20 protein-coding genes are annotated in these 22,556 nt (G+C 42.8%); 11 read left to right on the forward strand and 9 right to left on the reverse strand.

What is annotated here, in order from left to right; genetic code table 11:
* The first annotated feature begins 135 nt into the window (after positions 1–135).
* A complete protein-coding gene (locus AC0VYG_RS19350) occupies positions 136–618 on the forward strand; it encodes a GNAT family N-acetyltransferase (protein ID WP_475429534.1) in 483 nt (160 codons plus the stop codon).
* 13 nt (positions 619–631) lie between these two features.
* Positions 632–1,558, forward strand: a complete 927-nt coding sequence (locus tag AC0VYG_RS19355) for a hypothetical protein (protein ID WP_475429535.1) — start codon at positions 632–634, stop codon at positions 1,556–1,558.
* Between the two features lie 19 nt (positions 1,559–1,577).
* Here the strand turns inward: AC0VYG_RS19355 and AC0VYG_RS19360 are convergent, their stop codons facing one another.
* On the reverse strand, positions 1,578–1,937 hold the full coding sequence (locus AC0VYG_RS19360; RefSeq protein ID WP_475429536.1) for a DUF4870 family protein: 360 nt from the start codon (positions 1,935–1,937) through the stop codon (positions 1,578–1,580).
* Positions 1,938–2,082: 145 nt separating this feature from the next.
* Here AC0VYG_RS19360 and AC0VYG_RS19365 point away from each other — a divergent pair, with 145 nt between their 5' ends.
* Positions 2,083–2,559 carry an NYN domain-containing protein gene (locus AC0VYG_RS19365; protein ID WP_475429537.1) on the forward strand — a complete coding sequence of 159 codons (477 nt, stop codon included), beginning with the start codon at positions 2,083–2,085 and terminating at the stop codon, positions 2,557–2,559.
* A 115-nt stretch (positions 2,560–2,674) separates the two neighbouring features.
* Complete coding sequence (locus tag AC0VYG_RS19370; RefSeq protein ID WP_475429538.1) at positions 2,675–3,688, forward strand: GGDEF domain-containing protein; 1,014 nt, start codon at positions 2,675–2,677, stop codon at positions 3,686–3,688.
* 106 nt (positions 3,689–3,794) lie between these two features.
* On the opposite strand, the gene AC0VYG_RS19375 is transcribed toward AC0VYG_RS19370, so the two are convergent.
* The 3 genes from AC0VYG_RS19375 to AC0VYG_RS19385 all read right to left on the reverse strand — a co-directional run bounded on the left by AC0VYG_RS19375 (position 3,795) and on the right by AC0VYG_RS19385 (position 8,721).
* Positions 3,795–4,979 (reverse strand): IS4 family transposase, encoded by a 1,185-nt coding sequence (locus tag AC0VYG_RS19375; RefSeq protein WP_475429539.1) that lies wholly within the window; start codon positions 4,977–4,979, stop codon positions 3,795–3,797.
* Between the two features lie 143 nt (positions 4,980–5,122).
* Positions 5,123–7,582, reverse strand: a complete 2,460-nt coding sequence (locus tag AC0VYG_RS19380; protein ID WP_475429540.1) for a glycoside hydrolase family 3 C-terminal domain-containing protein — start codon at positions 7,580–7,582, stop codon at positions 5,123–5,125.
* Between the two features lie 161 nt (positions 7,583–7,743).
* Entirely contained in the window at positions 7,744–8,721 is a 978-nt protein-coding gene (locus tag AC0VYG_RS19385; protein WP_475429541.1) for a LacI family DNA-binding transcriptional regulator, read from the reverse strand.
* Positions 8,722–8,864: 143 nt separating this feature from the next.
* On the opposite strand from AC0VYG_RS19385, the gene AC0VYG_RS19390 reads away from it, so the two are divergent.
* Complete coding sequence (locus AC0VYG_RS19390; protein ID WP_475429542.1) at positions 8,865–9,155, forward strand: HlyU family transcriptional regulator; 291 nt, start codon at positions 8,865–8,867, stop codon at positions 9,153–9,155.
* 22 nt (positions 9,156–9,177) lie between these two features.
* Positions 9,178–10,236 carry an alpha/beta hydrolase gene (locus AC0VYG_RS19395; protein WP_475429543.1) on the forward strand — a complete coding sequence of 353 codons (1,059 nt, stop codon included), beginning with the start codon at positions 9,178–9,180 and terminating at the stop codon, positions 10,234–10,236.
* On the opposite strand, the gene AC0VYG_RS19400 is transcribed toward AC0VYG_RS19395, so the two are convergent.
* Positions 10,214–11,047 (reverse strand): SDR family NAD(P)-dependent oxidoreductase, encoded by an 834-nt coding sequence (locus tag AC0VYG_RS19400; RefSeq protein ID WP_475429544.1) that lies wholly within the window; start codon positions 11,045–11,047, stop codon positions 10,214–10,216. The genes AC0VYG_RS19395 and AC0VYG_RS19400 overlap by 23 nt on opposite strands.
* A gap of 151 nt (positions 11,048–11,198) precedes the next feature.
* Between AC0VYG_RS19400 and AC0VYG_RS19405 the strand changes: the two genes are divergently transcribed.
* The 3 genes from AC0VYG_RS19405 (at position 11,199) to AC0VYG_RS19415 (ending at position 14,485) form a co-directional block, all read left to right on the forward strand.
* Positions 11,199–12,827, forward strand: a complete 1,629-nt coding sequence (locus AC0VYG_RS19405; RefSeq protein ID WP_475429545.1) for a methyl-accepting chemotaxis protein — start codon at positions 11,199–11,201, stop codon at positions 12,825–12,827.
* Between the two features lie 311 nt (positions 12,828–13,138).
* Positions 13,139–14,098: a VirK/YbjX family protein gene (locus AC0VYG_RS19410; protein WP_475429546.1), complete on the forward strand. Its 960-nt coding sequence runs from the start codon at positions 13,139–13,141 to the stop codon at positions 14,096–14,098.
* Between the two features lie 102 nt (positions 14,099–14,200).
* Entirely contained in the window at positions 14,201–14,485 is a 285-nt protein-coding gene (locus AC0VYG_RS19415) for a YrhK family protein (RefSeq protein WP_475429547.1), read from the forward strand.
* A gap of 69 nt (positions 14,486–14,554) precedes the next feature.
* Here AC0VYG_RS19415 and AC0VYG_RS19420 read toward each other — a convergent pair whose 3' ends face one another.
* From AC0VYG_RS19420 to AC0VYG_RS19435, 4 genes are all read right to left on the reverse strand, one after another.
* Positions 14,555–16,258: an ABC transporter ATP-binding protein gene (locus AC0VYG_RS19420; protein ID WP_475429548.1), complete on the reverse strand. Its 1,704-nt coding sequence runs from the start codon at positions 16,256–16,258 to the stop codon at positions 14,555–14,557.
* A gap of 11 nt (positions 16,259–16,269) precedes the next feature.
* Positions 16,270–17,343 (reverse strand): ABC transporter permease, encoded by a 1,074-nt coding sequence (locus AC0VYG_RS19425; protein ID WP_475429549.1) that lies wholly within the window; start codon positions 17,341–17,343, stop codon positions 16,270–16,272.
* 10 nt (positions 17,344–17,353) lie between these two features.
* Positions 17,354–18,295, reverse strand: a complete 942-nt coding sequence (locus AC0VYG_RS19430) for an ABC transporter permease (RefSeq protein ID WP_281197665.1) — start codon at positions 18,293–18,295, stop codon at positions 17,354–17,356.
* A gap of 94 nt (positions 18,296–18,389) precedes the next feature.
* Positions 18,390–20,168 carry an ABC transporter substrate-binding protein gene (locus tag AC0VYG_RS19435; RefSeq protein ID WP_475429550.1) on the reverse strand — a complete coding sequence of 593 codons (1,779 nt, stop codon included), beginning with the start codon at positions 20,166–20,168 and terminating at the stop codon, positions 18,390–18,392.
* A 429-nt stretch (positions 20,169–20,597) separates the two neighbouring features.
* Between AC0VYG_RS19435 and AC0VYG_RS19440 the strand changes: the two genes are divergently transcribed.
* The gene (locus AC0VYG_RS19440) at positions 20,598–21,392 is read left to right on the forward strand and encodes a BUD32 family EKC/KEOPS complex subunit (protein WP_475429551.1); all 795 of its coding nucleotides are present in this window, start codon (positions 20,598–20,600) and stop codon (positions 21,390–21,392) included.
* A gap of 519 nt (positions 21,393–21,911) precedes the next feature.
* Positions 21,912–22,508: a LuxR C-terminal-related transcriptional regulator gene (locus AC0VYG_RS19445; protein WP_475429552.1), complete on the forward strand. Its 597-nt coding sequence runs from the start codon at positions 21,912–21,914 to the stop codon at positions 22,506–22,508.
* Positions 22,509–22,556: the final 48 nt, after the last annotated feature.

Genomic DNA, 22,556 nt, shown 5'->3' on the forward strand with positions numbered 1-22,556 from the left:
GTCATTTTGTGTGGGAATCAATGAAGAGATAATACGCTCCTAATATTCAATCAACTCAAATCTGTCTATGGTACGTGAATTCTTATAAGATCACAGTTTGCAGAAGACACCTTAACAAAAAATAGGCTAACATTTATGATAATCAAGCACTTGGACGCCACCACGCAGCCCTACGCTCTTGCTCTGACTATTGCTGAAGAGCAATCCTTATTTGTTAATTCGGTCGATGCAACCTTAAAGCACCTCAAAAACACAGAACAAGCTTGTGTGATTTGCCTCAACTCACACCCCGATAGTGTCGTCGGTTTTTTTCTATTCGATCTCGATTACGCGAGTCAATATGACTTTGCCGAACACCATGAGTTAGGGCTACGCTCATTGTTAATTGGTCATGCTTTTCAAGGTCGAGGGATCGGTTACCAAAGCATGGAGGCCATTCATCGTTTTGCTCAAACACATTACCGTGATTACTCTCATATTTGTCTCACGGTTAACGAAAAAAATCTTGCCGCTTATCACTGTTATCGAAAAGCGGGGTACCAAGATAATGGTCAACATTATACTGGCGGTGCAGCAGGCCCTCAGCATATTTTACGTTTAGCGCTACATAATAACTAAAAAGGAGCGCTCCATGGGACTTTCCCCTTCTTGGCTGTTATCAAGAAAAATGCAGCGGGTAGCATTCAGTATCCTGTGCTGTCTTCTGGTCGTTTTCTTAGCCGCAAAAGAGTTGGGGACCTATTACAGTAAAAAAATCATCGATGAGCGATTAGAACACGCCGGGCTACGTGCTTTCGTCCACTATAAAGCCATCTCGTTCTCACCTTTTACCCTCACTCCCACCTTAGAATCCGTCACACTCGGTAATGAGTACTACCCATGGCTTGCCTTTCGAAGCATCTCATTAAAATGGCTACCACTCATCTACCCTGATTTACAGGTTAGCTTTCAATTTGATTCTAATAAGCCATTAGCACGCGATTCACGACGATTATTAAGCAAATTGGGCATTAACAAATTAAAGGGATCCGGGTTATTCACCTCAAATAAAATAGGCAAACAGTTAACTTCAAAATTGACCCTAAGCATTGAACAGGTTGGTACATTACATTGGATGAGCCGATTAGACCTATTGACCAACACACTATCACTACAAGAATTCCGCTCGGATTTGCTTGCCTCCATGGCCTTAAGGCAAATGAGCGCCATGCCCATTATCTATGGCGACAGCATTGCCTTTGATAAAATAAGCATTCGATTTCGCGATACAGGGCTTATGCATCACCTGCTGCCTCAGAAAAATAGAGACCAGGCGAATATCACCGCTACATTAGATAAGACAATAGACGAACTGGGGCTGGCCAAAACGGGAAGCCATACATCACAACGCATTGTGCATCAGCTATTAGCCTTTTGGCGTCATCCTGATACATTAACCTTTGTGATGGCGCCCAGCAAAGCCATTTCCTTAAAAGAGATCATGTTATTAAGTCAGAACAAACAACTCTACGATGGCGCAAAACTATCCATGACAGTCCAATCTGCTACCACGCCATGACAGAAAACCACAACAGTTTTTATCGCGTATAAGGCTGATTGGAAAGAATCCGAGCAGTTCCTGCAATGATGCGATAAACAGACCAAATCCAAGTAAACAATAGAACAAGATAGCCGATAAAGAAAAAAACTAAAAAGACCCCGAGCAGAGTCATCACTATCCCCCACCAGAAAGTACTGATAATGTTTCGATAATGATCCTCATAAAACGTATCTCGAGCATCTTCTCGCTTAACCATGGCCCAGATGGCCCCTACCAACCAAAACACGCCAGTAAATAAACCAAGTAACATAAAAATATAGGCAATCGTGGCATGCTTCTTACTTTCCTCATCATTCGGAAAACGTGGCACATTAAAGTTTGGTTCAAATCCGCTCATAATCGTCTCTTAGGTTCTCCACGGTTTCTCTTAACTATCGTTTTCTTAACTATTATTTTCCTAATAACGGAATACACCAGAACAATGCCTTTTCTATGGATTATCGAGTACAATTTAAAGTCTTGAGTATACAAATAGGCTTTAAATGAAACGTGTCACTATTCTGGTGGATGTGCAAAACATTTACTACACTACACGCCAAGTATATGGTGCTAACTTCGATTACAACGCCTTCTGGAAACGAGTAACGGCTGATAAAACCGTCGTCAAGGCCATTGCCTATGCAACCGATAGAGGAGATGAAAAGCAGCGCCAATTCCAAAATATTTTGCGTGCCATTGGCTTTGAAATAAAGCTCAAACCCTACATCCAGCGCATGGATGGCTCAGCAAAAGGCGATTGGGACGTTGGCATTACCATCGACGCCATGGAGTTTGGCCCCATAAGCGATCAATTAATCCTCGCCTCAGGCGATGGCGATTTTGATTTATTGGCACGATGGTTACGTGATAAACATGGTACCCAGGTCGATGTATTTGGTGTCGAGACTTTAACGGCTCACTCTCTCATTCAAGCCGCGACAAGTTTCCACCCAATAAATAATGACTTGCTATTAAAATAAATACGTTAACAATAAACGCTCAAAATAATGGTCTCTTTATCGAAGGATGCGCGCAAGAGATGCAAAAATCATATTATTTAAACACCTCTCCAAAACCAGTTGAGTAGTTAGAGAAATGCATCTGAATAAACACCACAACCAACAGGCCCCGAATTTACCGTTCGCCGTTCACAAAGGCTTGAGCCTTTTCATCTGTGTCATCACTTTTTTCTATAGCCTGTGGAACCTGGTTTACTTGAAATTCTATGTATTAGCCTCTCTTGAGCTGATTATCGTCAGCTTTAGCTTGTTTTTCTTTATCCAAGCACTCAAAAACCAAGATAAAAAATGGCAGCATTACACCCTCGTGGGGATGATTACTGTTCTGGTTTTACTCACCCCGCTGCAAGGCGATATTCGCGCAGGCTCTCTTTATTGGAGCATTTTGTTACCGTTCGTCTATTTCATGATGTTTGGCTCTCGTGGCGGACTCATTTTATCCCTCCTGCTAGTATTTCCCGTCTTATATATTATTTATACGAAAACCACGAACGAGGGCTTTCTACCCTATCGAGCCATGATCAATTACACTCTCGCCCATTTTTGCGTTTGGTGTCTATGCTATGTATACGAGTCACAGCACCAAAAAGACAATCTCCGGCTGCGTAATATGGCCTTAGAAGACTCTCTTACAGGACTCAAAAACAGATTTGCTCTGGATGCTGCATTTGAGCACATTGACCAACACAATATAAAAGCCTTCATGCTGCTTATTGATATTGATCATTTTAAAGCCATTAACGATAAATTCGGACACGATATTGGCAATCAAATACTCAGAGAAATGGCGGATAATTTGCAAATATATGCGAACGAAGAAAATGTGTACCGCCTAGGAGGGGAAGAGTTTATTATCATCCTTACAGAATGGTACGAACAAGACGTCTATAGTACAGCGGAAAGTCTTCGCTCTTTCATCGAGAACACCCTATTTCATCAACATGATTTACGCTTACAGCTAACCATAAGCATTGGCATAGGTCGCTTTTTACCAGGCCAATCATTAAGTGACTTTATCCGAACGGCGGACCAAAATTTATACCTTGCTAAGCAACAGGGGCGTAATAAAGTGATTCATACTTTATTCTAGACCATCAGAGTGCTTCCACTTTTAGCCTTGTGATAAAATGCTTTCAGTTTATGACCCCCAATAAAAAACAGAACACTTAGTCCCTGAGGTATCCCCACAAATTTAATTAGCATTCCAAGGCCCCAAGTTGGTCTTCAAACTGTCGTATTCCAGTTTGCCAGTCTGCTTTGGGGATATTTAAGTCTGTATGGATTGCTCGCTTTCCTAAATAAAAGTAAGACAGAACTCGGCGACTTCGCGTGCTGTTGCTTTGAAATCGGTAGGAATAGCCTTTCGAAGCAACAACACTTCCTATAAGAATTAGTATCATCGACGCCAACGTGGTCAGTAAAATAAGGTTTTTCAACCGATCCATTTTGCGAGTATTGTTCTGCTCAAATCCCAAACCAAAACGACTGCTTTTCATATCCCGAAAACCTTCTTCTATTTGCATCCGAGTTTTGTATGCGTTGACACAACGCTTAGAAAAATGTCGATTCACAGGAAGAGAAGATACTAATAACCACGGATCTTTAGCACCTCTCGCTGCTGTAAGAGAAGTTTTCGAGGTTCTAATTTTGCCTTTTTGATTCGTTGAATGACGCCCTTTTGGCTGACTTTTATAGAGCACAAACTCGTTAGTGATTGGGTTCGTTTGGCGATGAATCAGTGATATTCTTTTCGGGCGAGAGCTTGCTTTAGGATAAAGTGTCGAGATGCAACGCCACGATTGCTTCTTTTGATCATAGTATTTTCGTGGCTTACGCACTCGTCCTACATAGTCCCACCCCAAATCAGCGACGGCATCCAGCCAAGGTGTCTTAAAACCTGCATCGGTAACAATAACGGGCTTTGCCGTGTCTGGTATTAGGGCTTTCAGCCTTTTCAAAAAATACTTATGTGTCTTTGATTTTTCTTTCGTGAGCCTGTCGTGTACTTCTTCATAGAGCGTAATAGGACGACCTTCAAAAGCGGTTGTCGCACGAATTAAAAAATGTTCTCCACGAGCATCAAGATCTGACCAATCGACACTTATGATTGGCTGTTTTTGAGGGATAAATATTTGACACATTGAGGCATATATTGTCAGGGCCTCTTGGCGTAATGAATGATTGGATAACAGCCTGTCTGAACGTTTAATTCGATGCTTCTCAAAGGCCTTTGATCGGATTCCTCTGCCAATATTGGTGACAGAGCAAAAACTCCCTTCGGCAAGGCTAAGCACACAAGCGGATAAGGCTTTAAGCCGAGATTTATGCATGTTAGGGCTGACAATGGGGAGGATTTTGTTCAATATAGCGGTTGCGTTCATAGCTCTCAGTGAAAGTTTTTTTGGCGAAATAATTGATCACCAAGGGCTATGAACGTTCCCTTCTTGTACTAACTTTTTGATCTATATTGAGATTTTGTGGGGATACCTCAGACTTAGTCCCGTTTTTTATTGGCCACCTTCAGCTAAAAAGCCTCTTCTTCTAAAAAGAACGGCTCAGCTATTTCAATATTGACGCTCTGCTTTATATCTCGTGATGAAAAGCCAATATCAACCCGATGGATCCCACTGGCGACACACCATCGTCCTTCATCCACATCATAAAACGCTAAATCTCGTAACGAGATCGGCAAAGCAATTTGGCTCGTTTGAGAGGGCTCTAAAGAGGTTTTTACAAAGCTTTTTAAGGCTTGCGGGGCGCGCGTTATCTCCCCTTTGGGCGGGACAAGATAAGCCTGCACAACTGTTTGGCCTGTTTGCTTACCGATGTTGCTAAGAGTGACCATTACCTCATAACCATCATGACTTTGTTCGGCTTGGGCATCTTGCAAAGAGAATTGGGTGTACCCCAAACCAAAACCAAACGCAAACAAAGGTTCAATATCATGCTCATCATAATGACGGTACCCAAAGAACTCCCCTTCTTGATAAACAATTTTACCCTCTTTACCGGGATAAACCTGTGTATCGCCGACAGCAATAGGGGTATCTTCATAGGTGTGTGGAAAAGTTTGCGCTAAACGCCCACTCGGCTCTCGCTTACCCAGCAACACATCGGCAATGGCGTTGCCTGCTTCTTGCCCAGGATACCATGCTTGCAATACCGCACTCACTTTATTCAACCACGGCATTTCAACGGGTCCTCCTGTTTGTAACACAACAATCGTTTTTGAATTAACGGCAGCCACCGCTTCAATTAATTCATCTTGTCGACCAGGTAGACGAATATGTGGTAGATCGCCCCCTTCTGTATCCCATTCAGCGTTACGACCGACAAAGACAATCGCTGTGTCTGTGTTTTTCGCTATCTCAACCGCTTCGGCAATATCCTGATCAGATGTTGGTAGACCTAACCCAACTCGATAGCCACTCACCCCCAGCTTATTATTGGGTAAACAAGCGAATTCAACACGCAAGCGGTAAATATGACCTTGACTCAATGAAACGGACTCAACACGCTCTTCACTTCCCTCTTCAAAAAACGTTGTACCACGTTGCCATTTGTCTCCCCACGAATCGATAATCAGCTGCCCATCTAAGTACACGCGAATATAACCCGCACTGAAGGCACCGAGATGATAATCGGCCGTTTCTGAAACACTGATGTCCCCTTCAAGCAAAATAGAGAAATGATTTTTCTCCACTTTTCCGCCACCAAACCCCTCCATCAAAAAAGCGTGTAACTGATCAACCGTTTCGGTATGAACGGGGTCACCGGATAATTCACGATTGGTAAAATAGTGTGCTTGAAATGCCCCTGTTATCAATGGTTCATAGCGACGATTAGAACAACCTTGCGCATAAGCGATGGTCTCTTCGCCAAGCTGTGCTGTCAGACCTGCAAGAGGCGTAATCGCATAATGCGGATTGAGTTGAGCCGAGCCGCCCCCCATGATTTGTGCGCTATCAGCATTCGGCCCTAGCACCGCGACACTTACCGGATGATCGAGAGGTAATAGGTTATCGTTTTTCAGCAATACGGTGGCTTCCGCACCCGCTACGCGAATTAATTCACGATGCTCTGGACGGTCAAGAGACTGTTCTTCTCGCTCAGTGTGCGTCTGTAAAACCCCCACTCTTTCTAACAAAGTCAGCATACCGTGAGCAAGGAAACGTACCCGTTCAGGATTCACCGCCCCTTCGTTCACTGCCGCAATCAGCTTATTCCCCCGATCTCGGCTCGGCCCAGGCATTTCTAAGTTTAGACCTGCGTTAATGGTTGGTGCCGTCGACTGCGAACCAAACCAATCCGACATAACAATCCCTTCAAAGCCCCATTCGTCTCTGAGTATCTTGGATAAAAGCCATTCATTTTCAGAGGTATATACACCATTTAACTTATTATAAGACGACATAATCGCCCAAGTATCCGCTTGCTTGACAGCTTGTTCAAACGGATACAAATAATGTTCACGGAGGGTTCGTTCGTCTATTTCCGAGCTGATAGTGGTGCGTTGAATTTCACTTTCATTGCCCACAAAATGCTTAATCGTCGCACCAATCTGTTTATCCTGTAACCCTTTAATAAACTGAACGGCTAAAGATGCCGTTAAAACTGCATCTTCTGAATAACACTCAAAATTGCGTCCATTTGTTGCAGTACGTTGTAAATTAACGGTTGGAGCAAGCGAAACATGCGCCCCTTTCGACTTGACCTCATCGGCAATAGCTGAGCCTATGCGATACAGTAATTCTGGGTTCCACGTCGCCCCCAAAGCAATACCACAGGGAAAACAAGCGGATTTATTGCCGCCAATTAGGGAGCCGCTACCACGGGCACCGTTTGGACCATCGGTCACTCTTAACTCACCAATATCCAGCCTCTGGATACTGTTAATAGACCAAAAATCCTGACCCGATAGTAATGAAACTTGCTCTTCAAGTGTCATGGCATCTAACAGTGTATTAATCGATGTGGCTGACATGAGGCTCCCTTTTCTCGCAATAATGGATGGGGTGGACGGCTAAAACAGCCTGAATATGAACATATCAAGCCAACACTTTACTAAATTAATATGAAGGAATAAAGAATGATGAAAACGCTTTCATTTCTATCATCACAAAACCCTCCATGTTTGTGCTTTGCTTATGCCGATTTACGACACACTAATTGTGGGGAAAATAGAGTTTGCACCTCATATTGACAATCATAGATGGTATTCAACAACAACTTGGCTGTGGCATTGGCCATATCAAACAAAGGCAATTGTATCGTCGTTAAACTAGGCGAGGTGTAGCGTGCTAAACAGGTATCATCAAAACCAATAATGGCAATGTCTCCCGGCACCTTAATTCCTTGCTCATTACACACATGTAACGCCCCCATCGCCATAAGGTCATTTCCCAGAAATACGGCTGTTGGCCGCTCTTCAAGACGAAGGACGCTCTGCATATGTTGCACGCCTGATTCAATCGTAAAATCCCCTTCGGCCTCGTAGGTTAATGCTAATCCAGCCGCCTCCATCGCTTGCAGAGAGCCAAGATAACGTTGTGAAGCATCTGATTTACTTTTCGGCCCTCTTATAATGGCAATACGTCTATGCCCTTGATCCAACAAATACTGGATCGCCATTTTGCCACCAGAAAAGTTGTCAAAGGCAATATTACGACCATGATCGCCATCAAAATGTTGATTCATGACAAAAACGGGACAACGACGATTAATCTCAGCCAACTCCTCTTCGCTCATGTAACGGGTCACCAGCACTAAGGCATCCACTTGGCGCTTAATCAGAAAGTCCACCGCTTCACGCTCACCCGATAACGAATCATTACCACTGGCAATAATGACATGTCTATCCGCTTTTCTAAGGGCTTTTTCAACACCACCAGCGGCAGGACCGTAATAAATATTATCAATATTGGACGCCACCAAACCAACCGTGAAGGTTTTGTTACTCGCCAACGAGCGCGCGGCCTGATTTGGTACATACGACAGTGTATCAATAGCGTCCATCACCCTCTTTCGGGTTTCCTCCCTGACTCGTGCCGCGCCACTTAGTACCCGTGAAACCGTGGCGTTGGATACACCTGCTTTTTTAGCTACTTCTGAAATTGTGCTCATAAAATAACCCTAGTACTATCTACTTTGCATACTGTCGCGTATTTTTACCGATAACACTACTTATCCTACGCCGACTATAAAAGCAATCAATTGACTAATCAGTCAAATCCCTGACAATAGCACTATATTGAAGGAGTACATATATGGGTATTTTATCTGGCCTAAAAAGCCTTTTTTCTGGTGGCGATGCAGCCCCGGAGCAACAAAAAGAAGACGCGCTGGAATACAAGGGGTTTGAAATTGTTCCCGCCCCCATAAAAGAAGGGAGCCAGTTCCGTGTTGCAGCGATCATTAGCAAAGGAGAAGGGGAAGATAAAAAAGAACACAATTTTATTCGTTCAGATCTTATCCCAGGTCGAGACGAATGCATTGAAATCACAGTACGAAAAACTAAGCTGTTCATTGATCAGCTAGGTGATAACCTATTCCACTAATAAAAATAATCAGGTAGCCCTTATGAGCACACCAATAGGACAGCAATGGACATTAATGAACGACCATGAGGACCTATTGGGCGCCGATTTTCGAGCGCGTACTTTTGCTTTCCCAGGCCCCAAGTCCTCCGTTCATACCACCCTAATCAATCACCTTGGCAACCCCAATGTCAAACGTGCCATTCTTTACGTTCACGGCTACACGGATTACTTTTTTCAAACGGGACTGGCTGACTATTTTATAGATCAAAACTACCGTTTTTATGCGGTGGATCTTCAGGGCTACGGACGCTCTATTCGCCCCAGCACACCACCAAATTGGTGTGATTCGATTGAACAATACGGACAAGATTTAGACATCGCCTTAATCACTATGAAACAAGAGGGAGTTGATGAGGTGATTATACTGGCTCACTCAACAGGTGGCTTAATCGTATCGACCTACCTGGCGCAACCGTATGCTCCTAATGAACGAGAAAGCCATTATCAAAAAGACTTTCCTAACATTATCGGCCTGATATTAAACAGTCCTTTTTTGGCGCTGCCCTTTCCACCAGAGGTACTTAATAAAGTAAGTTGGCCCATTCGCATTCTGGTGTCTTTATTGCCTTTTTCTTATTTACGAGCGAAAAAGATTTCGATTTACGCCAAAAGTATCCACGCTAAATTCGGTGGACAATGGGACTATCGGCTCGATTGGAAACCAGCGGAAGGGTTCCCACTCGCCTTTAAATGGCTTAAAGAAGTCATTTTGGCACAACGAAACCTAGTCAAACAACGCCTGTCCATCCCAACCCTTATGTGCCACGCCACAAAAACGACCATTGGTAAGCTCACTGTAGAAGAAACCCAGCAAGGTGATGGGGTTTTGGACGTGGACAGTATGCTGCAAGCAGCTAAAAAAACCTTCAGCAACTTAACCACCGCCGCCATCGACAATGGGTTTCACGACCTCTACCTCTCAAAACCAGAGGCACAAAGAGACTATTTAGACAGCATACATGGCTGGCTAACAAGATTTCATCCATCAGATACTGTCTCATCTTCCAATGAAAAGGTCACGCCCCCTGACGAAGCATAATTTTATCCAACAACCAAGTGGGAAAAATACGTTTCATTATGCTCGCTGCATAGGTCGGTAGAGTGACATAATAACGCGGTTTAGGGTGTTTTGATTCAAGGGCATGGATCAGCTTCTCAACCACCGCGCTGGCGGGCAAGGTTTGTGATGAGGTTGGCCCTTCTTTACTTAGCCGGGTAATTGCCTCCTCGTAACCCGTCTTATGACGGCTACTGCTAATATCAACATTCTCTTGTAAGGCTTTTAATGCATTCGCTCTAAAGCGGCTTTCAATCGGACCTGGTTCAATCAAACTAATGGTAATTGGCGTATCCGCCAGCTCCAACCGCAATGTGTCCGTCAAACCTTCTAAAGCAAACTTACTGGCGTTATATGCCCCACGAAACGGTGCCGCCACTAACCCCAGTACAGAGCTATTCTGTACGATGCGTCCATACCCCTGAGCCAACATAATTTTTAACACACGATTAGTCAGTTCATGAGTGCCAAAAAAATTGATATCAAATTGCTTTTTTAGTGTCTCTACAGATAAGTCTTCCACTGCTCCAGGTTGACCATAGGCCGCATTATTGAAAAGCGCAAACAGGTGCCCACCTGTTATTTCTAAGGTTTCTTGTAGTCCAGATTCAATCGAATGAGAATTGGCCAAGTCCAACTGCACCACATGCTTTATACCTTGTGCTTTTAACCTCTCTACATCCTCAACCTGACGACAACTTGCCACGACGAGAAATTGACGCTCTTGCAGCATTTTGGCCGCTTCAAGACCAATACCACTAGAACAACCTGTGATTAAAATGGAATACTGCACTGCGCCTCCCCTTAAAGTAAAAATAACCTCTTTGGATCTTAGCAAAAAGCCAACAAACTTGTCTTTATATTGATTTCGGTCAGCTTCCCCTCCTCATTCTTGCCCCATAATTATTTTTAATGATAACAAGATACGACAGTAGAGGGATTGCATGAAATTAAGCTCAGTAAAAGTAGGGAATAAACTATGGGGACTCATCGCTATTCAGGTAGTACTCCTCATTGTATTTGCTGTCATGGCCTACTCAGATCTTCATAAACAGCTTATTCAAGACCGACAGCAACAAGTGAAAGAACAAGTCGAAAACGCCTACTCGCTAGTGGAACATTACGCGAAAAAAGCGACCACTATTGGTGAAGAGCAAGCGAAAAAAGAAGCCCTTAACGCCCTATCATCCTTACGATTCGGGCCATCAAACTCAGGTTATTTCTGGGTAAACAATATGCAAGAAAAATTACTGATGCACCCTTTCAGACCAAACTTAATTGGTAAGAGCATGAAAGACGTCACGGACGCTAACGGCTTTCACCATTGGCAAGCCATGGTCAATACCGTACGGAAAAATGGCGAAGGCTTTATCGAATATAAATATAAAGATCCACGAAACTCAAAAGCTGAAGACAAAGTCTCTTATGTAAAAGGTTATCAACCTTGGGGCTGGGTGATTGGCAGCGGCACTTTATACAGTGGCGTTGAAAAGACCTTTTGGTCCTCCATTGAGAAGAATGTCAGCATTGAAATTGTCTTGTTAATTTTGTCTTTTATCGCCAGTGTCACCATTGTTCGTAGTATTGTTCGCCCGCTTAAAACCGTCACCGAACACCTTAAACACATTTCTGATGGGGATTTCACCAAACAGATAAAAATGGAACGTAAAGACGAAATTGGTGAACTCGCCGATGCGGCAAACCATGTATCAACCTCTCTAAGTGAAACCTTGTTAGAAGTAGATCACGCTATCAGCGAACTACAAGCCGTCAGCGTACAGATGCAAGTCAATACGAAACACACTAACAATGGAATGGATCATCAATTCAAAGAAGTGGAATTACTGGCGACAGCGATGAATGAAATGTCTTACTCCATCAAAGATGTGGCTCAGCACGCCAAAGACACAGCAGAAGCCGCTCAGACGGTGCAAACCATCACACGTCAAAGCAGCAAAGACTTGGACGAAACCAATCAAAACATTCAGTCTTTGACCAAGCACATCGAAAACGCTAACAATATTATCGGTCTTTTGTCAGAGCAGACGAATGACATAGACTCCGTTCTTGGGGTGATCGGTGATATCTCAGAGCAAACCAACCTTCTCGCGCTCAATGCGGCGATTGAAGCGGCACGTGCAGGTGAAATGGGTCGAGGATTTGCCGTCGTTGCCGATGAAGTTCGTTCTCTGGCTAGCCGTACCCAAGACTCAACGGTTGAAATACGTGCGATTATCGAAAAACTCCAACAGCAATCAAAAGTCGCCTCGAATGCTATGGAAGAAAGCACCAAACAAGCAGAAGACTGTGCGGACCGAATGCATGTTGCGGCCGAAAATCTTGGTAATATGCTAACCCAAGTCGACGACGCCTCCGCTCGCAGTAATCAAATCGCCCAAGCGGCCGAACAACAAGGCACTGTGGCAGAGGAAATCAACCGCAACCTCATGGGGATTCGTGAGGTGTCAGAAAAAGTCCTAGACGACTCTCAACAAGTAAATGATGGCAGTGAAATGATTGCCCATATGGCCAATGATTTAAACCAAAAAATCAAACAATTTCAGTTTTCTTAAACGAGATCACTCCGACAAATGTACGACATCACTGCACGATCAGAAAAAGGTGAGAGGAGCTCACCTTTTTCGTTTAAATCCTCGCAAAACAGCGTCACTTTGGTAAGGTGCAATAACTTAACGCTATGAAAAAACGAGAAAAAATCGATCCTATTCGATCCAGTAAATAATAATGATAATTTTTATCACGAAAACAAGTACGTACACTAACCCAAAAGAACACAAATAAACGACTCGACAATTTGATTCAGTCTTTTTTAGAATGTATATTGCGCCATCTGAACCGATCGACAGCAAAGTGGACTTTCATTGTGGTTATAAAACTCGCCCTTCAAGCATGCTCAAGAAAAAGAAAGAACAAAACGAAAGAAGTCATCAAGTTTGTTCTTCGTGCGTTGATTTATCACCGCTCCTTTAGTGAAATGAAACGTTTTTTTAACAATGAGCAACGTAAAAAGCTGTTCGTCAACGAACCTAACTATCTCATGAAGTGCATGAAGCCATTCCTACGGGTTGGGTTTCAAAAAATAGAAATAGCTCAGCTACTCAATGATCACCATACTTGGGTTGAAGAGACCTTCACGACGTCGGCTCAAGAGCAAATTTATCTACAAGAAATCCGTCTTCGCTCTCTCCTGATCAATGAACAGGAATACTATCTCACACTCAATTTTGACGGTAAATTAAGAAAAGAAGCCGAATTAGCCATTAACATTAAAGACGCACAGGGCCATACCTATTACTCACTGGGCTTTACCGTACAAAACAATAATATCTACATTGGTTGTATACAAGGCAATAATAATGATCAAGGTTTTACCAAAGCCTTTGCTAAAGCTTTTTTTGGCCTACGCCCCAAGTCTTTCTTAGTTGAAACCGCTCAGTTTTTAGCTCAACACTTAAACATAGACCATATTTACGCCGTCAAAAATAGTGCTCATGTCTACAACGCCAAGCGTTATAGCAGCGCAGGTGAAAAGGTCAATATGAATTACGATCAGTTATGGCTAGAAAGTGATGGTGTTGAACACGACCAATGGTTTTACGAAATTCCACTTACCTCTGAGCGTCGTGCCATTGAGGACATTAAAAGTTCAAAACGAAAATTATATCGAGATCGTTACCAATGGCTGGACGATCATAACGAAGCACTGGGTAACGTCATCAAAAACAGTACCAAGCCTGACTTTCAAGCAGCGAACGATAGTTCCAGGTATGAATCTCAAGCAGCGAACGACAATACAGATGAAAAAACTCAACAGTATTATTGAGCGCCCAACACTCTCAAGGAGGCTTGGTTTGCAATCAGGCATACTTTAGTTAACAAATAGCACCTGCTATAGTGGTATGATTTTTCAGCGAGAGAGGCCACTATGAAGCAAATGCAACAAGACCAATCAAGCGATCTGATTTTTATCTTCGGTCATGATGAGTTAATTATTCACCGCCGTTATGAAGTACTTAGCATCGTCAATGACCTGATGCTGGCAATGTGGTTTGCCATTGGCAGCGTGTGTTTCTTTTATACTGGTGAAATACTAACCATTGGTGTCTGGTTGTTTTTAATCGGAAGTATACAACTGATGATCCGTCCTATTATTCGTTTAGCCCGTAGTATTCATTTGAAAAGACTGCCCGACAACTCGGACAGCTATTGAACGATAAAAAGGCGAACCCCGTTGGATTCGCCTTTTCACTTTAATGCCCTTTGGGCAGGTCACTAGACTCTAGAGCGCCAAGTTCGCTTCAAACCATTGTGGATTTTGCGGGATAGAAGCAATCAATTTTTGCGTGTAATCATGCTGAGGATTCGCATAAACGCTATCCGCATCGCCCATTTCCACCACTTTCCCTTGCTGCATCACCATGATTTGATCGGAAATGTGCTTGACCACAGATAAGTCATGGGAAATAAACAAGTACGACATCTGAAACTCATCTTGCAAATCTTGCAACAAGTTGAGAACTTGCGCTTGCACCGAGACATCTAACGCTGAAACCGACTCATCACAAATCAAAATATCCGGCTGCAAGGTTAGACAACGGGCAATGGCAATGCGCTGGCGTTGTCCTCCTGAAAACTCATGAGGGTATTTATTAAAGGCATTGGCCGCTAAGCCCACTTTATCCAATAAAGACCGAGCAAGCTTTTCACGCTCTTGTTTGTCCTTACCGATATGATGGAGCAGCATGGGTTCGATTAAAATTTGTCCTACCGTGAACCTTGGATTCAGTGACGCATAAGGGTTCTGAAAGATAATCTGCACTCGGCGTTTCAAAGGCTTAAAATCCTCATTTGACATCTTGAGAATGTCTTTGCCTTCAAACAATGCCTCGCCTGAGGTCGATTCCAGCAAGCGCATAATAGTATGCCCAACGGTGGATTTGCCCGAGCCAGACTCGCCTACGATGCCGAGTGTTTTCCCCCTTTGCAATTGAAACGACACACCGTCCACGGCTTTTAAATCAATATAGCGAAACAGGCCCGTTTTAATTTTAAAGTACTTACAAAGGTTATTCACTTCGAGGATGACTGGATTACCTTCTTGATAACCCCGAGGACGATCCGCAGGCAATTGATACTCCTCTCCTTGGAGAAAATCATCAATCACTGCCAAACGCTCAGGACGATATGTTAAGCTCGGTCGACAGTTTAACAATGCCTTCGTGTAAGGGTGCTTAGGATGGCTGAATACCTCTTCAATCCCACCTGACTCACAAATTTCACCATGACGCATCACCACAACGTCATCCGCAAACTCCGCGACAACCCCAAGATCGTGGGTGACAAATAGCACCGACATACCATGCTTTTTTTGCATCTTGGCAATCAGCTCTAAAATCTGCTTTTGAATGGTCACATCCAGAGCCGTCGTCGGCTCATCGGCGATTAATAGTTTGGGTTCACAAGCGATGGCGATGGCAATCATCACCCGTTGTTGCTGACCACCGGAAAGTTCATGGGGGTAAGCATGAATACGACTTTCAGGATTCGGTAACCCCACCTCTGTCAGCAAATCAATGGCCTTTTGCCGTGCAGCTTTTTTGCTCATGGATTTGTGTTCTTGCAAGGTTTCAATGATCTGATCACCGATGGTGAATACGGGATTTAACGAACTCATTGGATCCTGAAAGATCATTGCAATATCGCCGCCCCGCAGACGGCGCAGCTCCTTTTTGCTCATGGATAATACCGAGCGACCATTAAACTCAATACAACTGTCCTGATCGATTACAGTATTTGACTCAGGCAACAACCCCATTAAAGCGGTTGAGGTGACGGATTTTCCCGAGCCGGACTCCCCCACCAGTGCTAACACGGTATGATGAGGGATATCAAAACTTATACGTTTAAGGGCTTCAAAATAACGACCGTCTTCCATTTTGAAGTCAATTTTTAGGTTACTAATACGGACTAATGGCGTTTTCATATTCTTACCTACTAACTCACTTTGGGGTCTAAAGCATCACGAAGACTGTCAGTCAACAAACTAAAGGCGGTGACTAGCACCGACATAAACACAGTGACCGTCAGCATTTGCCACCAATAACCTTGGATCAGCTCCGATGGCACTTCCGCCAACATCGCTCCCCAACTGGTTTGCTTAATGCCCACTCCAAAGCCCAAAAATGACAACACCACTTCCGACTTAATCATCCCCACAGTAAGAATCGAAAATTGCACCAGCAAAATATGGCTCACATTGGGTAAAATGTGACGAAACATTTTGCGAGTTTGCCCCGCACCAATGGCGTCCGCCGCTTTGATATAGTCTCGTTCTTTGTGCTTCATAAATTCGGCTCTCATCAAACGGAACACATAAGTCCACGATGTCAAAGCAAATATAAGAACCAAAGTACTAATACCGCGGGATAGCACTGCCGCAAAAGACAGCAATAACAGCATGTCGGGCACCGACGTAAAGATGCTATAAAACCACATCAACACATCATCCACCCATTTACCAAAATACCCAGCAATCGCACCTAAAATGGTACCAATAACAATGGCACAAAATGCCCCGAGTAAGGCAACTGAAACGGAAACCGAGGTGCCTTTAATGGCTTTTTGCAACACATCTCGTCCTTGTCCATCCGCCCCTAAAATCAGCGTATCTTTTAGTTTCGTTGTTTTGCTTGCATATTGACTTTCGTGCTTATCGGCTTGCGCCATCAAAGCCGCCAGCGGATCAGGTGCCGCTGCCGAATTATCGTCATCCACTTGGTCTGCACTTCCACTGGGTGCAGTCACTGTATTCACCTGAGTCCCCCGCGGCTCCCAAGTGGCAAAGGTCGGTGGCGCATTCGGAACCGCCACATCAGCGCGCCAATTTTCTCCAACCAACCCCATCCAGCCTGCGGCACAAAGCAATAGGTAAAAGCAGACAATCAGTAAACTGATCATACCAACTTTGTCTCGTTTTAAACGCTTCCACGCAAGAGAAGACAAGCTTTGGGCAGGCACTTGCGTCTCAACCTTCTCTTGATCAAGAGTGAGATTGTTATCTTGACTCATTGTCTTCCCCTTAATTCAGTTTCACACGTGGATCGATCCACTTATAGAGTAGATCAGCCAGCAAATTAAACACCATGATGGCAATCACCAAGTAAATGGTGATGGCTTTGATGACGGGGAAATCACTAGAATTGACCGCTTTTAAAATCTCGTTACCTAACCCTGGAATACCAAAAAAGCGCTCCATTAAGACCGAGCCGGTAATCATATACGGTAAGGAAGACATCACACCGGTGACGATTGGGATCAACGCATTACGCATCACATGTTTTAACATGACTTTGCGCTCAGACAACCCCTTAGCTCGGGCCGTACGAACGTAATCCTGGTTCATTTCTTCAATAAAACAACTACGGTAAAAACGCGTGTCCGGCGCCACGCTTACTGCGACACCAATGATTAATGGCAGCGGAATATACAGCAAAAAGTTTTGCCAAAAACCATTCCCCCAGCCATACACGGGAAACCACTGCATTTTATAAGCAAGGAAATACTGGCCCGCGATGATATAGACCAAAATACTGATCGACATGGCCACAGTAGAAATAATGGTCACAGCTCTGTCGTAAATACTGCCTTTGTAATAGGCAACAGAGGCGGCGAATAACAAAGAGAAAAATAAAGAACAGAGCTGCCAAGTCAGCAACAGCATCACAGATGGACCAATACGGGTACGGATAATCTCTGACACAGGTTGTTGAGTAGACCAAGACGTTCCAAAATTCATCGTCAGCACTTGTTTGACAAAAATCAGGAACTGCTCAGGTAAACTTTTATCCAAGCCAAGTTGAGTCCGGATACTCGCGATGGTCTCGGCACTTAGGCTCTTGCCTGCCAAAATATAGGATGGATCGCCACCCACTAAAGTATAGAGAGTAAAAAGCAGCAACATGACCCCCAGTAAAGTGGGGATCATTTGCCACAGACGGCGCACAATATAAGAAAGCATCATCACTCCTAAAGAAACATAAGCGCACGCTGTAATGCTTTATATGAAGAAAACTCCATAAAAAGCATTACAGTACCTAGTACATCAAAAGAAATGATTACTTTTTAATTTCAATATAACGCCAGTAAGTAATAAGTGGATTAACCTTTAAACCATGAACATCACTATGGGCCATAATACTACTGACCCTTGTATCATCAAAAACATAGGGGCCATATTGGGCCAGCAGACGATTCATTTGATCATATAGCTTCTGACGTTTTTCACCATTTGGTAGTTTCAATGTCTCTTCATAATCTTTATTGTAAGCGGGTAAGTTAAAACCCGAGAAGTTGGCATCGCCCTTATTTGGACCATAGAACATCTGCATAAAGTTTTGGCCGTCTGGATAATCAGCCCCCCATGCCATGCCCCACATTTGCAGTTTGCCTTCACGGTTCGCTTTGGCCAACTCACTCCAACGACCGACTTTAAACGTCAGTTTAATTTTCAAGGAATCAAAGGCTTGTTGCCAGTATTCATTCCATTGGCGATCAACTGCCGTAGACCCTGTTCCCATTTGCACCGACAAAGGAGAACCATCTGGTTGGGTACGATAACCATCTGGGCCGATTTTATAACCCGCCGCATCTAACAACGCATTGGCTTTAGCTGGATTAAAGTTAATCCCCATATTGAAGTTGGGGTTATAACCCGCCACCCCTTCTGGAATGGCATATTCCACAGGTACCGCTTGTCCACGACGGATACGAGCAATGGTTTCATTACGAGGGAAAGCCATGGCAATCGCACGACGCAAGGCTATTTTTTGCGGGGTATACCCGCCTACTTCAGGGTCGTCCATGTTAAAGAAGTAAAAAGTAATTTCTAATTGCTTTAAGCGTTGTAATTGAAAGCCTTTATCAGCGTATTTTGGAGCCAGTTTTACATCCAGTGGATTCTTCGGATTCATCACCAACGCTTCTTTTAATGCAGGCTGTGGAATCCCTGTGACATCTAGTTGATTGTTTAAAAATGCCAACCAAGTAGGTTGTTCTTCAAGAATAATATTGATGTTCACCTGCTTCACTTGCGGAATAATTTTGCCATGCATTTCTTTGGCGACTTTCATCGAAACAGGGTCTTTGGGATTCCCTTTAAAGTTGAATACCTCTTTTCGGAAATTGGGGTTCGCCACTAACTCAATTTTACTGCCTGGCTTCCACTCTTTCAGCTCATATGGGCCCGTCCCCACAGGGTGGGCATTGGTATTGGCTTTATTGGCTTCAATCACTTCCCGTGCGACCGCACCAAAAGAAGGCATGGCTAGGATTGTGTCAAAGTTATAGTTAACATGGGTGAGATTGATTTGCAGTGTGTATTTATCTAATGCTTTGATTCCCTCGACCTGGGTATCGTAATTCAGAGGGCCATTGCCAGCCGCTTTCACTAATTTATCCATTCCAACAAACTGACCTTCGACTAGGTAGCTTTGTGGGGAGTTGATGGTTTTATCCAACATACGCTTAAAGGAATACACATAGTCAGCCGCCACCAACTCACGCTTTTTCCCTTTAAAAGCAGGGTCAGGAGCGAAATAAATTCCAGGCTTGATCTTAAAAGTATAAGTCTTACCGCCATTGGTAATGGTCGGCATCGCTTCAATGGTATTAGGTATCAACTTATAGGGTCTGGCTAAGTAGTCATAGGTCATCAAAGGATCATAAATATTCGAAACGACGTTAAGAGAGTATTGGTCGGACACCTTTGCAGGGTCAAAGCCCGTCGCCCCTGCTGGAAAAGCAATGTTTAACGTCTCTTTTGGAGACACCGCCAACGCCATAGACGAACTCATGGTAAGAGCAGTCATAAGGACGACTTGTACTATTTTTTTCATTCTGAATATTCCTTATCTACACACAAAAGTAAAAAAAGTGAAATTTGTAACAAAAAGTAAGCAAAAAACAAGCCAATAAACCAATAACTTACCATTTTCTTTCACATTATCTGCCTATAGTTACAGATAACTTGGCCATTCAGTCAAGAAAAAAATAAGCCTATCTTTAAAAATCAGCGCAACACCAGAGGCTGCAAGGAACTCAAGACTCACCCCAATAAAAGTAAAAAAAAAGTGAAAAATTTATTTTTGTTTATTCATTAAGTACACATTGCCTCCTTACCCCTCCAACCCCGAATGTTAAAATAATGTTACATAACATCACACTAGGCCCCATTACTGGGGGACTGTTTTTATGTTTTTAGACGGCCCATTGTTGACTAATGGCTCACTATGAACAGACAGGGATTGCAAGCTAAGAGTCATACCATGCAGATTAAAACGAATGAGAACCATACGCCTATTTTTGACGACTCGATGACCCATAAAATCTTCAAAAAAGGTCAAAAAATAGAACGGATTAAACATCAAGGACAGCCTGTTTGGGTCAAAAGCCCCGAGGCAACGCGCTCAAGCCTGTTTCATCGCTTGATTGCTCGTGTCACCAAATTAGCTCTCCTAATGCCAGTGCAGGCTAAGACGCAGCAAGAAAGCTTGGCATTCGAGTCAGCAAAGTTACAGACACTGGCTACACTTGGGCTGCCTGTAGCCAATGTCATAGAGCAAACGGAACACTTTCTTTATTTGTCGGATACAGGCACGGATCTACGCCGCTACTTTAAAAAAACAGCATTAAGCCAAGCGGAACGAACCGACATCATTTTAAAAGCACTCAATGTACTAGCCAGTATCCATAATGCTGGCCATTATCATGCTGGCGCTCAAATCAAAAATTATACGATTAATCAAAGAGGGATTGTTTCAGCAATTGACTTCGAAGACAGCTTTGACGAACACTGTGCGTTGATTGATATTCAATATCGAGACGTTTTCCTTTTCTTGATGTCGATTAGCCCATATAGCGACCACGAAACCTTTCAACATGTGATCGATAGCTATTTAAACATAACGGGCAAGCATGAGATCAAAAAAAAACTTCAGTACGTTGCAGATCGAACCAGGCCCTTGATGAAAATACTTGCCTGGCTCGATAGACATAATAAAAGGCTTAGCCGAGATATCGACAGCACCTATAGCTTACTCACGTTTTTAACGACACTGTAGTCCCACCCTTAAGGAAGTAGGAACTTTTCAAAACTATTTTTCAAACAATGCGACATTTCTGCTTCTACATTAGTTTTTATACTTTTTACCTTATGTGTCGTTAAAAACACTTCCTCCTCAGATAACTTATAATCAAAACCAACAAAAAAACACAATATGAAAACAAAGTTAACATGTTTTTAAAATATATGAATCATAAAATCTTATTCACTAACTAAAATGTTAGTTGCTATTTTTAAAAATAAAGTTGTCTTTATTTAAGAAATAATCATCGACAAAAAACAGTTAAAAACCATATTAATCTTATAAATCAATAAGATAAAAAAACAAAAAGAAAAATCAGTGACTATTTTCCACTCTTTAAAATAAGTAAAATCGATATCTTAAAGCAACAGATATAACAATTACTAATCATCAGTGATGATAGAAAATAATACCAAAAAAAACAAGCAACATTGATATAAAAATGAAACAGAAGTATAGTAAGTTTTATGTAAAACAAAACAAAAGGCATAAAATATGGATATTGAGGATACTCAAAAAAGCAATAGACATAACAAGTCATTTGATTTTGAAGTACAAAAAATTTTAGTTTATGTGGTCAGTGATTATAATTTGCTTCTTGTTAGTTATCACTCTCTCAATGTTATTACCAATTATGAGCTAATAAATAAATACATGGAAGAAAATGCTCCAAAAGGACTGGTTATATTTGATGTTCCTAAAAACAGTGACACATTAACACTAAAAGAGTGGCCTAGGCTGAAAGGAATTTTTTTCGACGACGCAGAGGAATCACTATTTGAACAAGGTTTTAAGGCAATTGAAAAAGGAGAACTTTGGTTTCCTAGATCGGTGACCGATGGTTGGATGCGACAACTACTTGAAAATGAACAGCAAAGTACATTACGCTCTAGTAATTTAACACGCAAAGAAATTAAGGTATTAAACTTACTTTACTCTGGTCTGGAGTGTAGTGCCATTGCTGATAATCTGTTTATTTCTGAAGCAACGGTCCGAGTTCACTTACATAAGATTTATCAGAAAATTGAAGTAAAAAACAAAAATCAAGCACGACTCTGGTGTAAGAGAAATTTAAATAAACTTAATAATTAAGGGGACTTATCTGAAAACGAATTGTGTCACTATACTCGCCAGCAGCTT

This window comes from Marinomonas sp. 63XJN7_7_ISO-PGPR-S23-202 (genome assembly GCF_056173505.1).